Below are 14,261 nucleotides of genomic sequence, written 5' to 3'. Positions count from 1 at the left end.
AGGGCGAATGAGCCCGACGGGGGGAGCCGGGCCCGCTCACGCTGACGGCCGACACCCCGGTGCGCGGGACCGGCCTCGCAGCCCGGCCGAACGCCGACTCCCGGAGCGGTGGCCAAGCGATCACCGCCGTGTCCTGGCCGTTCTCGGATTCCGGGAGGCATGCTGACAGTGGACGCGCGTTGTCCACAGCCTCGCCGGACTGTCAGCGGGCGCCAGTAGGGTGTGAGACATGGCCGACCCCTCCAGCTACCGCCCCCAGCCGGGACAGATCCCGGACTCTCCCGGGGTGTACAGGTTCCGTGACGAGCACCGCAGGGTGATCTACGTCGGAAAGGCGAAGAGCCTGCGCCAGCGCCTGGCGAACTACTTCCAGGACCTGGCGGGCCTCCATCCGCGCACCCGCACGATGGTCACCACGGCCGCGTCCGTGGAGTGGACCGTGGTGTCCACAGAGGTCGAGGCCCTGCAGCTGGAGTACTCCTGGATCAAGGAGTACGACCCCCGGTTCAACGTCAAATACCGCGACGACAAGAGCTACCCGTACCTCGCGGTGACGATGAACGAGGAGTACCCGCGCGTACAGGTGATGCGCGGTCACAAGAAGAAGGGCGTCAGGTATTTCGGGCCGTACGCGCACGCGTGGGCCATCCGTGACACCGTCGACCTCCTCCTGCGCGTCTTCCCCGTCCGCACCTGCTCGGCCGGCGTCTTCAAGAACGCCTCCCGCACCGGCCGCCCCTGCCTGCTCGGCTACATCGGCAAGTGCTCCGCCCCCTGCGTGGACCGCGTCTCCGCCGAGGAGCACCGTGAACTGGCCGAGGAGTTCTGCGACTTCATGACCGGCCGCACGGGCACCTATCTGCGCCGCCTGGAGAAGCAGATGATGGAGTCGGCCGAGGAGATGGAGTACGAGCGGGCCGCTCGCCTGCGCGACGACATCGAGGCCCTGAAGAAGGCCATGGAGAAGAACGCGGTCGTGCTGGCCGACGCCACCGACGCCGATCTCGTCGCGGTCGCCGAGGACGAGCTGGAGGCGGCCGTGCAGATCTTCCACGTCCGCGGCGGCCGGGTGCGCGGCCAGCGCGGCTGGGTCACCGACAAGGTCGAGGAGATCACCACCGGCGCCCTCGTCGAGCACGCCCTGCAGCAGCTCTACGGCGAGGAGACCGGGGACGCCGTGCCCAAGGAGGTCCTCGTCCCGGCCCTGCCCGACCCGCTGGAGCCCGTGCAGGAGTGGCTGTCGGGGCGCCGTGGCTCCAATGTCTCGCTGCGCATCCCCCAGCGCGGTGACAAGCGCGCCCTCATGGAGACCGTGGAGCGCAACGCCCAGCAGGCGCTCGTCCTGCACAAGACCAAGCGCGCCTCCGACCTGACCACGCGCTCGCGTGCCCTGGAGGAGATCGCCGACGCCCTCGACCTGGACAGCGCCCCGCTCCGGATCGAGTGCTACGACATCTCGCACCTCCAGGGCGACGACGTCGTGGCCTCCATGGTCGTCTTCGAGGACGGGCTGCAGCGCAAGAGCGAGTACCGCCGCTTCCAGATCAAGGGCTTCGAGGGCCAGGACGACGTCCGCTCCATGCACGAGGTGATCACCCGTCGCTTCAGGCGCTACCTCGCCGAGAAGGAGAAGACGGGTGAGTGGGCCGACGGCGAGAACAGCCTTGAGCCCTCCGGCGACGACAGCGCCCTCACCTCCGCCGACCCCCTGACCGACACCTCCTCCGCCCCCCTCGCGAACGGCCTCAAGGACGACGAGGGCCGCCCCAAGCGCTTCGCCTACCCCCCGCAGCTCGTCGTCGTCGACGGCGGACAGCCGCAGGTCGCGGCCGCCCAGCGGGCCCTGGACGAGCTCGGCATCGACGACATCGCCGTCTGCGGCCTGGCCAAGCGTCTGGAAGAGGTCTGGCTGCCCGGTGAGGACGACCCGGTCGTCCTGCCCCGCACCAGCGAGGGCCTCTACCTCCTCCAGCGCGTGCGGGACGAGGCCCACCGCTTCGCGATCACCTACCAGCGCACCAAGCGCGCCAAGCGTTTCCGGTCGAGCCCGTTGGACGACGTCCCCGGCCTCGGTGAGACTCGCAAGCAGGCGCTGATCAAGCACTTCGGTTCGGTGAAGAAGCTGCGATCGGCGACCATCGACCAGATCTGCGAGGTGCCCGGCATAGGTCGCAAGACGGCCGAGACGATCGCCGCGGCCTTCGCCCAGGCGGCCCCGGCCGCACCCGCCGTGAACACGGCGACTGGAGAGATCATGGAAGACGAGGAATCCGAGACGACGGCGGAGACCTCGGGGGAGCCCGTGTCCGCGGGCGCCCCGGACGAACGACGGGGGCAGGAGAGATGAGCGAGCACGAGACAGAGCCCACAGCCGAGCGAGATCAGCAAGCCCAGGAAACGCACAAGAACAACGGCGAGGATCTCACCCAGCAGGACGAACTCCAGAAAGACGGAGAACAGGTGAGTACGGGTATCGAGACAGCCGGGGTCCCCGACGCGGCCATCCCCGAGCTGGTGATCATCTCCGGCATGTCCGGGGCCGGCCGCTCCACGGCGGCCAAGTGTCTGGAGGACCTCGGCTGGTTCGTGGTCGACAATCTGCCGCCCGCGCTGATCCCCACCATGGTGGAGCTCGGCGCCCGCTCCCAGGGCAATGTGGCGCGGATCGCGGTGGTCGTGGACGTCCGCGGCCGGCGCTTCTTCGACAACCTCCGCGAGTCCCTCTCCGACCTCGACACCCGGGGCGTGACCCGCAGGGTCGTGTTCCTGGAGTCCTCCGACGACGCCCTGGTGCGCCGCTTCGAGTCGGTGCGCCGCCCGCACCCCCTCCAGGGCGACGGCCGTATCGTCGACGGCATCGCGGCCGAGCGCGAGCTGCTGCGTGAGCTGCGCGGGGACGCCGACCTGGTGATCGACACCTCCAGCCTGAACGTGCACGAGCTGCGGGCCAAGATGGACGCCCAGTTCGCCGGCGAGGAGGAGCCCGAGCTGCGGGCCACCGTCATGTCCTTCGGCTTCAAGTACGGCCTCCCGGTCGACGCCGACCTGGTCGTGGACATGCGCTTCCTGCCCAACCCGCACTGGGTCCCGGAGCTGCGCCCCTTCACCGGCCTGAACGAAGAGGTCTCGGCGTACGTCTTCAACCAGCCCGGCGCGAAGGAGTTCATCGACCGCTACTCCGAGCTGCTCCAGCTGATCGCGGCCGGATACCGTCGGGAGGGCAAGCGATATGTGACGATCGCGGTCGGCTGCACCGGCGGCAAGCACCGCTCGGTCGCCACATCCGAGAAGCTCGCAGCGCGCCTTGCCTCCCAGGGCGTGGAGACGGTGGTCGTGCACCGGGACATGGGACGGGAATGACGGGACGTACTCCGCGGCTGGGCAGGCTGCGCCGCGCGGTGCCCGAGTCGCGCGCCGCCCGGCCCACCGAGGCCCGCGGCGCCAGACCGCGCCGCCGGGGCACCCAGCCCAAGGTCGTCGCCCTCGGCGGCGGCATGGGTCTGTCCGCCTCGCTCGCCGCGCTGCGCCGGATCACCGGCGACCTCACTGCCGTCGTCACCGTGGCCGACGACGGCGGCTCCAGCGGGCGCCTGCGTGACGAGCTGGGCGTGCTGCCGCCCGGCGACCTGCGCAAGGCGCTGGCCGCGCTGTGCGGCGACGACGACTGGGGCCAGACCTGGTCCCGCGTCATCCAGCACCGCTTCCACTCCAAGGGCGACCTGCACGACCACGCGGTCGGCAACCTGCTGATCGTCGCCCTGTGGGAGCAGCTAGGCGACCACGTCCAGGCCCTCGACCTGGTCGGCAAGCTCCTCGGCGCGCACGGACGGGTGCTGCCCATGTCCGCCGTACCGCTGGAGCTGCAGGCCCTGGTCAAGGGGCACGACCCGGACCGGCCCGAGGACGTCGACACCGTCCGCGGCCAGGCCACCGTCGCCCTCACCCCCGGTGAGGTGCAGTCGGTGCACGTCGTACCGCACGACCCGCCGGCCGTGCCGGAGGCCGTCGCCGCCGTCCGGGACGCGGACTGGGTGGTGCTCGGCCCGGGCTCCTGGTTCTCCTCGGTCATCCCGCACCTGCTGGTGCCGGATCTCCTGGACGCCCTGACCGAGACGAAGGCGCGCCGGGTACTCTCGCTGAACCTCGCGCCGCAGCCCGGAGAAACCGAAGGCTTCTCTCCGCAGCGTCATTTGGAGGTTTTGGGACGACACGCCCCTAAACTCGCCCTGGACGTGGTGCTGGCCGACGAGGCCGCCGTGCCCGACCGGGATGTGCTCACCGAGGCCGCAAAGCGGCTCGGTGCCGCGGTCGAGCTGGCCCCGGTGGCCCGGACGGATGGGACGCCCCGGCACGACCCGGAGCTCCTCGCCGCCGCGTACGACCGTATTTTTCGGATGCATGGAAGGATCGGCCCATGGCGATGACGGCAGCGGTGAAGGATGAGATCTCCCGGCTTCCCGTCACCCGGACCTGCTGCAGAAAGGCGGAGGTCTCCGCCATTCTGCGGTTCGCCGGCGGCCTCCACCTGGTGAGCGGACGGATCGTGATCGAGGCGGAGCTGGACACCGCGATGGCGGCCCGTCGGCTCAAGCGGGACATCCTGGAGATCTTCGGCCACAGCTCCGAGCTGATCGTGATGGCGCCCGGCGGACTGCGCCGCGGCTCGCGCTACGTCGTGCGCGTGGTCGCGGGCGGTGACCAGCTGGCCCGCCAGACCGGCCTGGTCGACGGGCGGGGCCGCCCGATCCGCGGCCTGCCCCCGCAGGTGGTCTCGGGGGCCACCTGCGACGCCGAGGCCGCCTGGCGCGGCGCCTTCCTGGCGCACGGCTCGCTCACCGAACCCGGCCGTTCGTCCTCCCTGGAGGTGACCTGCCCGGGCCCCGAGGCCGCGCTCGCCCTGGTCGGCGCCGCCCGCCGGCTGTCGATCGCCGCCAAGGCCCGCGAGGTACGTGGCGTGGACCGCGTGGTCGTCCGGGACGGCGACGCGATCGGCGCCCTGCTCACCCGGCTCGGCGCGCACGAGTCGGTGCTGGCCTGGGAGGAGCGCCGGATGCGCCGCGAGGTGCGTGCCACGGCGAACCGGCTGGCCAACTTCGACGACGCCAACCTGCGCCGCTCGGCCCGCGCGGCCGTCGCCGCCGGCGCCCGGGTCCAGCGCGCCCTGGAGATCCTCGGCGAGGAGGTCCCCGAGCACCTCGCGGCCGCCGGACGGCTGCGTATGGAGCACAAGCAGGCCTCCCTCGAAGAGCTGGGCGCGCTCGCCGACCCGCCGCTGACCAAGGACGCCGTCGCCGGCCGTATCCGCAGGCTGCTGGCCATGGCCGACAAGCGGGCCCAGGACCTCGGCATCCCGGGCACGGAGGCAAACCTCAGCGAGGAACTGGCGGACAACCTCGCGGGGTGAGGTGACGGATCGCCAACACGCCGGTGCCGACGCCCACTTGGGATTCGGCACCGGCTTTGTGTGTCTTTGCGACACTCTTGACTGGGCAGTGAAGTGGCATGAGCCTGGCAGTCATTCGTCACTGTGGCGAAACACTGCTAGGGGGGTACATGAGACCCAGAGCGAGATCGATCCTCGCTGCCGGTGCGCTCCTGATAGGCGGAGCGAGTATTGCACCCATCGCCCAGGCACAACCGGGAAGTTCACAAGGAACCGACCCGAACGAAGTCAAGGTCTTCCGCGCCGAGGTCACCAAGAAGCAGGTACCCCTGCTGCTGGCGGCCGGCCAGGACGGCCATGAACTCAGTGAGCAGGCACCCGAGAAGGGCAAGGCCACCGTCGAGGTCTACCTCACGGACAAACAGGCCGCGAAGCTTGAGAAGCAGGGTGTCCAGCTCACCGAGCATGATCTCTCCGCCAAGGCGGAGGCCCGTACGGAGAAGGCCGCGGAGGGCGTGTACCGCCCGTACAGCGGAAGTGGGGGGCTCAAGGAGGAGATCGTCCGGACCGGGCAGGAGAACCCGGACCTCACCAAGGTCGTCTCCATCGGCAAGACCGTCGGCGGCCAGGACATCCTGGCCCTCAAGCTCACCAAGAACGCCAAGAAGACGAAGGACGGCGCCAAGCGCTCCGTCCTGTACGTCTCCAACCAGCACGCGCGCGAGTGGATCACGCCGGAGATGACCCGGCGTCTGATGCACTACTACCTGGACAACTACAAGACGGACAAGCGCGTCAAGAAGATCGTCGACTCCACCGAGCTGTGGTTTGTCCTGTCGGCCAACCCCGACGGCTACGACTACACCTTCAAGGACTCCAGCACCCGTCTGTGGCGCAAGAACCTGCGTGACATCAACGGCGACGGAGCCATCAGCACCGGTGACGGCGTCGACCTCAACCGCAACTTCGCCTACAAGTGGGGCTACGACGACGAGGGTTCGTCGCCCAACCCCACCAGCGAGACCTACCGCGGCGCGTCCCCGGCCTCCGAGCCCGAGACCAAGGCACTGGACGCCTTCGAACGCCGTATCGGATTCGACTACGGCATCAACTACCACTCCGCGGCCGAGCTCATCCTCTACGGCGTCGGCTGGCAGGTCGCCACCAACACGCCGGACGACGTCCTCTACAAGGCGCTCGCCGGCACGCCGGACAACCCCGCGATCCCGGGCTACCACCCGCAGGTCTCCTCGGAGCTGTACACCACCAACGGCGAGGCCGACGGACACGCGGGCAACGTCAACGGCATCGCGATGTTCACGCCCGAGATGTCGACCTGCCAGACCGCGTCGAACATCGACCCGAACGACCAGTGGAACGCGGCCGACTGCCAGTCGGTGTTCAACTTCCCGGACGACGAGAAGCTGATCCAGCAGGAGTTCGCCAAGAACATCCCGTTCGCGCTCTCCGTCGCCGAGACCGCCGCACACCCGGACCAGCCGTCGTCGTCGGTCGGTCTGAAGGCCGCCGACTTCACGCCGGCGCCGTTCACCACGTCGTACTCCCGCGGCGCGGACCAGAAGGTCTCCGTCGTCGTACGGAAGTCCGTGCGCGACAAGGAGCTCAAGTACCGCGTCAACGGTGGCCGTACCGAGGACATGGCGCTCCGGCCATGGAAGGGCGGCGAGACGTACGGCGGTGCGGACAACCTCCACTTCGACCAGTACCGCGCCAAGGTCGCCGACGGCGACCCGGGCGACAAGGTCGAGGTGTGGTTCACCGGCGAGACGAGGAGCGGAAAGCCCGTCTCCAGCGAGCACTTCACCTACACCGTGACGCAGCGGCCGCGCGCGGACGTCCTCGTGGTCGCCGAGGAAGGCGCCACCGCCACGCACGCGCAGAAGTACGTCGACGCGCTCAAGGCGAACGGCCGCAGGGCGATCGTCTGGGACGTCGCCGCTCAGGGCGCGCCCGACGCGCTCGGTGTGCTGAGCCACTTCGACACCGTCGTCCACTACACGGGCGCGAACGTCCCGGGCAACGCCACCCAGCTCCAGCTGCGCGCCTTCCTCAACGAGGGCGGCAAGCTGATGGAGGCGGGTGAGCAGGCCGGCGGCAACGTGGACCTCGGCGGCGGCACCCTGTCGAACGACTTCAGCCAGTACTACCTGGGCGCCTACTCCCGTACGTCACTGCCCGGCGCCACCGGCTTCACCGGCTCCGGCAAGCTCGGCGGCTTCACCGGAGCGCTCGGTGACGCCACCGGCAACCCGCTCGACAAGGCCGGGAGTTACAGCGTCACCTCGGACCAGCTGGCCGTCGACAAGTACCCGCAGTTCGCCAGCGCGGGCGCGGGTCAGTTCGCCGGAACGGTCAACCCGTACGGTCCCTACGCGGGCTCCTGGATGGTGGCCGCCGTGCACACCGACGACGCCTACAAGCGGCTCACCAGGACCGTCGACCTCACCGGTGTGACCGCGGCGCAGCAGCCGACCCTGCGCACCCAGTTGCTGTGGGACGTCGAGCCCGGCTACGACAACGTCCTGATCGAGGCCCACAGCACCGGGGCCGAGGACTGGACGACACTCCCCGAGAAGAACGGTGCCGGCAGCAACACCGTGCCGGCGGAGTGCGAGGCCGGCTTCTACATGGCCGAACACCCCTGGCTCAAGCACTACCTGACGCAGTCGGCCGCAGGCTGCACCGCGTCCGGCACCAGCGGTCAGTGGAACGCCCTCACCGGTGCTTCCGCGGGTTGGAAGCAGGTCGAGTTCGACCTGAGCGCGTACGCGGGCAAGTCGGTGGAGATCTCGATCAGCTATGTCTCCGACCCGGGCTTCGGTGGACGCGGCGTCCTCGCCGATCAGGCCGCGCTCGTCGTCGGCGGCACGGCCACCGAGACCGAGGGTTTCGAGACGTCGCTCGGCGCCTGGAAGGTGACCGGACCGCCCGCGGGCAGCCCGGCCGTCCTCAAGGACTGGGCACGTACCGGAACGCTGTTCCAGACCTATGGAGCGATCACCACGGACGACACCGTGCTGCTGGGCTTCGGCCTGGAACACGTCACCGCGGCGGCCGACCGTACGGCGCTCATCGGAAAGGCCCTCACCTCACTTGAGGACTGACACGCCGAGGTCAACAACACGCGACACAGCGTGACCGAATCGAGTGATCCAGGCCTCCGGGCCGGGCGGTCCGTACCCCTACTGGCGGGTACGGACCGCCGTGCCGTGTATGAGGCATCTGGATGTCACCACGGCGGCCACAGAGAGGTAGGGTCGTAGGCGGTCGGGGACATCCCAAATAGAGCTCGCCGGCACCGCATGGCCGGCGTACCAACGAGGAGATCGGTTCGTGACGATCCGCGTAGGCATCAACGGCTTCGGTCGTATCGGTCGCAACTACTTCCGCGCGCTGCTGGAGCAGGGCGCTGACATCGAGATCGTGGCTGTCAACGACCTGGGTGACACCGCAACCACTGCCCACCTGCTGAAGTACGACACGATTCTGGGCCGTCTCAAGGCCGAGGTGTCGCACACTGCCGACACCATCACCGTCGACGGTCACACCATCAAGGTCCTTTCCGAGCGCAACCCCGCCGACATCCCGTGGGGCGAGCTGGGCGTCGACATCGTCATCGAGTCGACGGGCATCTTCACCAAGAAGGCCGACGCCGCCAAGCACCTCGCCGGCGGCGCCAAGAAGGTCCTCATCTCGGCTCCGGCCAAGGACGAGGACATCACCATCGTGATGGGCGTCAACCAGGACAAGTACGACGCGGCCAACCACCACGTCATCTCGAACGCCTCCTGCACCACCAACTGTGTGGCGCCGATGGCCAAGGTCCTCGACGAGAACTTCGGCATCGTCAAGGGTCTGATGACGACGGTCCACGCGTACACCAACGACCAGCGCATCCTGGACTTCCCGCACTCGGACCTGCGTCGCGCCCGCGCCGCGGCCGAGAACATCATCCCGACCACCACCGGCGCCGCCAAGGCGACCGCCCTGGTCCTCCCGCAGCTCAAGGGCAAGTTGGACGGCATCGCCATGCGCGTCCCGGTCCCGACCGGCTCGGCCACCGACCTGGTCGTGCAGCTGCAGCGCGAGGTCACCAAGGACGAGGTCAACGCCGCGTTCAAGAAGGCGTCCGAGGACGGCGACCTCGCGGGCTACCTGTCGTACACCGAGGACCCGATCGTCTCCTCGGACATCGTCAGCGACCCGGCCTCCTGCACCTTCGACTCCTCCCTGACCATGGTCCAGGAGGGCAACTCGGTGAAGATCCTCGGCTGGTACGACAACGAGTGGGGCTACTCCAACCGCCTCGTCGACCTCACGGTCTTCGTCGGCAACCAGCTCTGATATCCAGAGCAGGCGCATTGATGTGAGTCAGGGCTCGGGCGGCGCAGGGACGCGCCGCCCGAGCCCTGACGCGCGTGCAGAACAGACCTGTTGGATCACGAGCGCTTTCGAGCGATCAAGAGCGATCACGAGCCCTCCTCAGGAGTCCCCTTCATGAAGACGATCGACGAACTTCTCTCCGAAGGCGTCGCAGGCAAGCGGGTCTTCGTCCGCGCCGACCTGAACGTGCCGCTGGACGGCACCACGATCACCGACGACGGCCGTATCCGCGCCGTGCTGCCCACCGTCAAGGCCCTCGCCGAGGCGGGCGCCCGCGTGCTCGTCGCCTCCCACCTGGGCCGCCCCAAGGGCGCCCCGGACCCGGCCTTCTCCCTGGCATCCGCCGCCGCGCGCCTCGGTGAACTCCTCGGCGCCGAAGTGGCGTTTGCGACCGACACGGTCGGCGAGTCCGCCACGGCCACGGTCGCCGGCCTCACCGACGGCCAGGTCGCGGTCATCGAGAACCTCCGCTTCAACGCCGGCGAGACCAGCAAGGACGACGCCGAGCGCGGCGCCTTCGCCGACCGGCTCGCGGCCCTCGCGGACGTCTACGTCGGAGACGGCTTCGGCGCGGTGCACCGCAAGCACGCCTCGGTGTACGACCTCCCGGCCCGTCTGCCGCACTACGCCGGCCACCTCATCGCCACCGAGGTCGGCGTCCTGAAGAAGCTCACCGACGACGTCAAGCGGCCGTACGTCGTCGCTCTCGGTGGCGCCAAGGTGTCCGACAAGCTCGCCGTCATCGACCAGCTGCTCGGCAAGGCCGACCGGCTGCTCATCGGCGGCGGCATGGCGTACACCTTCCTCAAGGCCAAGGGCCACGAGGTCGGCATCTCCCTCCTCCAGGCGGACCAGATCCCGGCCGTCACGGAGTACCTGGAGCGCGCCGAGAAGAACGGCGTCGAGATCGTCCTGCCGGTCGACGTCCTGGTCTCCACCGAGTTCCCGGACCTGAAGACCAAGGCCCCGGCCAACCCCACGACCGTCGCCGCGGACGCCATCCCCGCCGACCAGGAGGGCCTGGACATCGGTCCGGAGACCCGCAAGCTGTACGCCTCGAAGCTCGCCGACGCCGCCACCGTCTTCTGGAACGGCCCCATGGGCGTCTTCGAGCACCCCGACTACGCCGAGGGCACCAAGGCGGTCGCCCAGGCCCTCGTCGACTCCAAGGGCTTCACCGTGGTCGGTGGCGGCGACTCCGCCGCGGCCGTCCGCACCCTGGGCTTCGACGAGAAGGCATTCGGCCACATCTCGACCGGTGGCGGCGCCTCCCTCGAATACCTTGAGGGCAAGACGCTCCCCGGCCTCGCCGCACTGGAGGACTGACCCTTTATGAGCACGCGCACGCCGCTGATGGCGGGCAACTGGAAGATGAACCTCAACCACCTTGAGGCCATCGCCCACGTCCAGAAGCTCGCCTTCGCCCTGGCCGACAAGGACTACGAGGCCGTCGAGGTCGCCGTCCTGCCGCCCTTCACCGACCTGCGCTCCGTACAGACCCTGGTCGACGGCGACAAGCTGAAGATCAAGTACGGCGCCCAGGACATCTCGGCCCAGGACTCCGGTGCCTACACCGGCGAGATCTCCGGCTCGATGCTGGCCAAGCTGAAGTGCACCTACGTGGCGATCGGCCACTCCGAGCGCCGCCAGTACCACGCCGAGACCGACGAGATCGTCAACGCCAAGGTCAAGGCCGCCTACAAGCACGGCCTCACCCCGATCATGTGCGTCGGCGAGGAGCTCGACGTCCGCGAGGCCGGCAACGCCGTCCCGCACACGCTCGCCCAGGTCGAGGGCGGTCTGAAGGGCCTCCCGGCCGAGCAGGCCGAGACCATCGTGATCGCCTACGAGCCCGTCTGGGCCATCGGCACGGGCAAGGTCTGCGGCGCCGAGGACGCCCAGGAGGTCTGCGCCGCCATCCGCGGCAAGCTCGCCGAGCTGTACTCGCAGGACGTGGCCGACAAGATCCGCATCCAGTACGGCGGCTCCGTGAAGTCGGGCAACGTCGCCGAGATCATGGCGCAGGCCGACATCGACGGCGCCCTGGTCGGCGGTGCCTCACTGGACGCCGACGAGTTCGTCAAGATCGTGCGCTTCCGCGACCAGTGAGTATGCGGTAGCGGCGATACGTCGTACCCTTGCGGGGGCACAGCCCTGAGGCTGTGCCCCTGTCGTCCATCCAGATCCGAGGAAGTTGGTCCAGCCGTGGTTATGGGGTTCTCGATCGCCCTGATCGTCTTCAGCGGGCTGATGATGCTGCTGGTGCTGATGCACAAGGGGAAGGGCGGCGGCCTCTCCGACATGTTCGGTGGCGGCATGCAGTCGTCCGTCGGTGGCTCCTCGGTCGCAGAGCGCAACCTCGACCGGATCACCATCGTTGTCGGTCTGCTGTGGTTCGCGTGCATTGTCGTACTCGGCATCCTGACGAAGGTCAACAACTGACCTGACCAGGTCGGAAGCAGACCGGCGGGCCTATTCCGCCCGCATTCCACACGTAAGGCCCCATGTTCGGTACGCGCAGCTGAGCGCGGCCTATCATGGGGCTTGCGTCTTGGTGTGAGGGCTCTGTAACTCCAATCACTGGACGCGCGTTGGGCCTTACGTAGACTGAGGCGCTCGCAGCGAAGCGAAACGCCGACTCGCTTTGCGGCACCATCACGCAGGGAGTTACGACCGTGGCAAGTGGCAACGCGATCCGAGGAAGCCGGGTCGGGGCGGGGCCGATGGGCGAGGCTGAGCGGGGCGAGTCCGCGCCCCGGCTGCGCATCTCCTTCTGGTGCTCCAACGGGCATGAGACGCAGCCCAGCTTCGCCAGCGACGCGCAGGTTCCCGACACCTGGGACTGCCCGCGCTGCGGCTTTCCCGCCGGGCAGGACCGGGACAACCCGCCGGACCCGCCGCGCACCGAGCCCTACAAGACGCACCTCGCGTATGTACGGGAACGACGCAGCGACGCAGACGGCGAGGCGATCCTCGCCGAGGCACTCGCCAAACTGCGGGGCGAGATCTAGGAATTGAGGACCGGCCGGGTGCCTGCGGGCGCCTGGCCGGACCTGTTTGACCCACGGCCCCGATCCGCTCGCGGACCGATTGTCAGTGGTGCCCTCTACGGTTCGTGTATCGATCTTCCGCATCGAAGGACCGTGAGGGGGAGCTGTGGCGACGGCTGAGGTGGCTGGCCTGTGCGCGCCTGCGTGGCGCGGCGGATTCGGACGGCTGTGGAGCGCCGCCGTGCTCTCCAGCTTCGGCGACTCCCTGCGTACGGCCGCCCTGCCGCTCCTGGCCGTGACGCTGACGGACCGGCCGCTGCTGATCGCCGCGGTCACCGCCTGCGGCTATCTGCCGTGGATCGTCTTCGGGCTGCTCGGCGGCGCCGTCGCCGACCGGGTGGACCAGCGGCGCGCGATGTGGACGGTGGACGCGTTACGCGGCCTCCTGGTCGCCGCGTTCGCGGTGGGCGTGGCGCTCGGGCACGCCTCGATCGGCCTGCTCATCGCACTGGCCTTCACCCTGACCGCGCTCCAGACCCTCTTCGACAACGCGTCCACGGCTCTGCTCCCCGCCCTGGTGGACCATGACGCCCTCGGCAGCGCGAACGCCCGGCTGATGACCGGGCAGCGCATCGCGGGCGGACTGGTCGGCGGGCCGGTGGTGCCGCTGCTGCTGGCCGTGGGCGCAGCCGTCCCCTTCGCCGCCGACGCCGCCACCTTCCTGATCGCGGCCGCACTGGTGGCCTCGCTGCGCGTCGAGGCGCCCGAGCGGAAGCCGGCCGTGGCGGGCAGCACCCTGCGCCGGGAGATCGCGGAGGGCCTGCGCACCCTGTGGCACGACGGGCCCCTGCGAGGCCTGTGTGCCGCGACCGCCCTGTGCAACATCGGCATGGGCGCCCAGCTCGCCACCCTGGTCGTCCTGGTGACCGGATGGCTGGACGCCGGTGCCGCGGGGTACGCGGCGGTGGGTGCCGCGTTCACCGTCGGCGGCCTCGCCGGGGGAGTGGTGAACGGACGGATCGTGCGGCGCCTGGGGCGGATCCCGGCCGTGCTGCTCGCCGGTGCGGTGCAGACCGCCGCCCTGATCGTCATGGGCACCGTGCGCAGCCTGGCCGTGCTGGTGGCGGCCCTGGCCGTATTCGGGCTCATGGGCATGGTGTGGAACGTCAACACGACGACGCTCATGCAGCAGCGCAGCCCCGCCGAACTGCTGGGCCGGGTCGCCTCCGCCTTCCGGACGCTGGCCTTCGCCGGGGTGCCGCTCGGCGCCCTGCTCGGCGGTGCCGTCGCCACCGCCTGGGGGCTGAACACCCCGCCCCTGCTCACGGCCGGCTTCTTCGTACTGGCCCTCGCCGCGCTGATACCCGCGCGCAAGGCGGACGTATCTGTTGTTGCGCCGGACGACGCCGCCACGACGGGTCATGCCACGCGCTGATCAATTAGGTTGGAACAGCTGGGACAGGCACGAAAGAAGGCTGAAGTCG

At 69.4% G+C, this 14,261-nt stretch carries 11 protein-coding genes; all 11 read left to right on the top strand.

Annotated elements, in window-relative coordinates:
- Positions 1-229 precede the first annotated feature (229 nt).
- The 11 genes from uvrC (at position 230) to POF73_RS21215 (ending at position 14,212) form a co-directional block, all read left to right on the top strand.
- Positions 230-2,347 carry an excinuclease ABC subunit UvrC gene (gene uvrC, locus POF73_RS21265; protein ID WP_272117761.1) on the top strand — a complete coding sequence of 706 codons (2,118 nt, stop codon included), beginning with the start codon at positions 230-232 and terminating at the stop codon, positions 2,345-2,347.
- Positions 2,344-3,360: an RNase adapter RapZ gene (rapZ, locus tag POF73_RS21260; protein ID WP_272117759.1), complete on the top strand. Its 1,017-nt coding sequence runs from the start codon at positions 2,344-2,346 to the stop codon at positions 3,358-3,360. The genes uvrC and rapZ overlap by 4 nt, the downstream gene beginning before the upstream one ends.
- On the top strand, positions 3,357-4,424 hold the full coding sequence (locus POF73_RS21255; protein ID WP_272117757.1) for a gluconeogenesis factor YvcK family protein: 1,068 nt from the start codon (positions 3,357-3,359) through the stop codon (positions 4,422-4,424). The genes rapZ and POF73_RS21255 overlap by 4 nt, the downstream gene beginning before the upstream one ends.
- Positions 4,415-5,404 (top strand): DNA-binding protein WhiA, encoded by a 990-nt coding sequence (gene whiA, locus POF73_RS21250; RefSeq protein WP_190070616.1) that lies wholly within the window; start codon positions 4,415-4,417, stop codon positions 5,402-5,404. Before POF73_RS21255 ends, whiA begins: the two co-directional genes overlap by 10 nt.
- A 149-nt stretch (positions 5,405-5,553) precedes the next feature.
- Positions 5,554-8,508 carry a M14 family metallopeptidase gene (locus POF73_RS21245; protein WP_272117751.1) on the top strand — a complete coding sequence of 985 codons (2,955 nt, stop codon included), beginning with the start codon at positions 5,554-5,556 and terminating at the stop codon, positions 8,506-8,508.
- 229 nt (positions 8,509-8,737) lie between these two features.
- Positions 8,738-9,748: a type I glyceraldehyde-3-phosphate dehydrogenase gene (gap, locus tag POF73_RS21240; protein ID WP_062719178.1), complete on the top strand. Its 1,011-nt coding sequence runs from the start codon at positions 8,738-8,740 to the stop codon at positions 9,746-9,748.
- Positions 9,749-9,901: 153 nt separating this feature from the next.
- Complete coding sequence (locus tag POF73_RS21235) at positions 9,902-11,113, top strand: phosphoglycerate kinase (RefSeq protein WP_272117746.1); 1,212 nt, start codon at positions 9,902-9,904, stop codon at positions 11,111-11,113.
- Between the two features lie 6 nt (positions 11,114-11,119).
- A complete protein-coding gene (gene tpiA, locus POF73_RS21230; protein ID WP_272117744.1) occupies positions 11,120-11,896 on the top strand; it encodes a triose-phosphate isomerase in 777 nt (258 codons plus the stop codon).
- 102 nt (positions 11,897-11,998) lie between these two features.
- Positions 11,999-12,229 (top strand): preprotein translocase subunit SecG, encoded by a 231-nt coding sequence (gene secG, locus POF73_RS21225; RefSeq protein ID WP_272117916.1) that lies wholly within the window; start codon positions 11,999-12,001, stop codon positions 12,227-12,229.
- 233 nt (positions 12,230-12,462) lie between these two features.
- Entirely contained in the window at positions 12,463-12,798 is a 336-nt protein-coding gene (locus POF73_RS21220) for an RNA polymerase-binding protein RbpA (RefSeq protein ID WP_003957010.1), read from the top strand.
- A 145-nt stretch (positions 12,799-12,943) separates the two neighbouring features.
- Complete coding sequence (locus POF73_RS21215; RefSeq protein ID WP_272117710.1) at positions 12,944-14,212, top strand: MFS transporter; 1,269 nt, start codon at positions 12,944-12,946, stop codon at positions 14,210-14,212.
- The last annotated feature ends 49 nt before the right edge of the window (positions 14,213-14,261 follow it).

Source organism: Streptomyces sp. HD (genome assembly GCF_028369295.1).
In the GTDB taxonomy this organism is placed as follows: Bacteria; Actinomycetota; Actinomycetes; order Streptomycetales; family Streptomycetaceae; genus Streptomyces.
The sequence above is the reverse complement of the archived record's forward strand: the minus strand, read 5'-3'. Positions and strand labels throughout refer to the sequence as shown.